The organism is Corynebacterium sp. HMSC062A03, assembly GCF_001811145.1.
GTDB classification, from domain to species: Bacteria; Actinomycetota; Actinomycetes; order Mycobacteriales; family Mycobacteriaceae; genus Corynebacterium; species Corynebacterium aurimucosum.
Genome location: NZ_KV803683.1, coordinates 34,597 through 35,321, shown reverse-complemented (window position 1 = coordinate 35,321; position 725 = coordinate 34,597). Strand labels below are relative to the sequence as shown.

At 55.7% G+C, this 725-nt stretch carries 1 protein-coding gene; it reads right to left on the bottom strand.

The genetic code is table 11. From position 1 onward, the window contains the following. Positions 1-3: 3 nt before the first annotated feature. A partial coding sequence (locus tag HMPREF2781_RS07435; protein WP_168163684.1) for an IS3 family transposase occupies positions 4-725 on the bottom strand: 722 nt, incomplete at its 5' end.

Below are 725 nucleotides of genomic sequence, written 5' to 3'. Positions count from 1 at the left end.
TGGTTAGGCAGCTATTTCTTTTCTGCTGGTGGTTAGACCAATGTGGTTCTCGAAGTCGACGGGGCTTACCATACCGAGTGCGGAGTGTCGGCGCCGGCGGTTGTAGACGACTTCAATCCAGTAGGCAACGGCCTTGCGTGCAGCATCACGGGTCGCCCAGCGCTTACGGTCGTAGAACTCGGTTTTAAGCGTTGACCAGAATGACTCGGCCATCGCGTTATCGAAGCACACACCAGTACGCCCCACAGACTGAGCAATGCCCAGGTTGCGGCAAACTTCCCAGAGCTTCTCACTGGTAAATTGCGTTCCGCGGTCAGCGTGAAACACCAGCCCATCAGGAACATCACCGCGCAGCGTATGCGCCATCCGCAGGGCCCGTTCGACCAGGTATGTATCTTGAACGCTATCCATAGCCCAGCCCAGTACCCTGCGGGAATGGCCATCGCGGACTGCACACAGATACAACCAGCCTTCAGCAGTGCGCAGGTAGGTAATATCCGACATCCACACTCGGTTGAGCTCACCAGTATCAAACATGCGCTTGACCAGGTCAGGAAGCGTGGACTTACGTTTGGCTTGGACCGTTGTCACTGGGACAAAGGCCCGCGGTGAAATCCCTTCAATGCTCATCATGCGCATTCGTTTAGCCACAGTCTTACGGTTAAGCGCAATGTGGTAGCGCTCGGTAAGTTCTGCGGTGATCCGCGGAGCACCATAAACCTCAT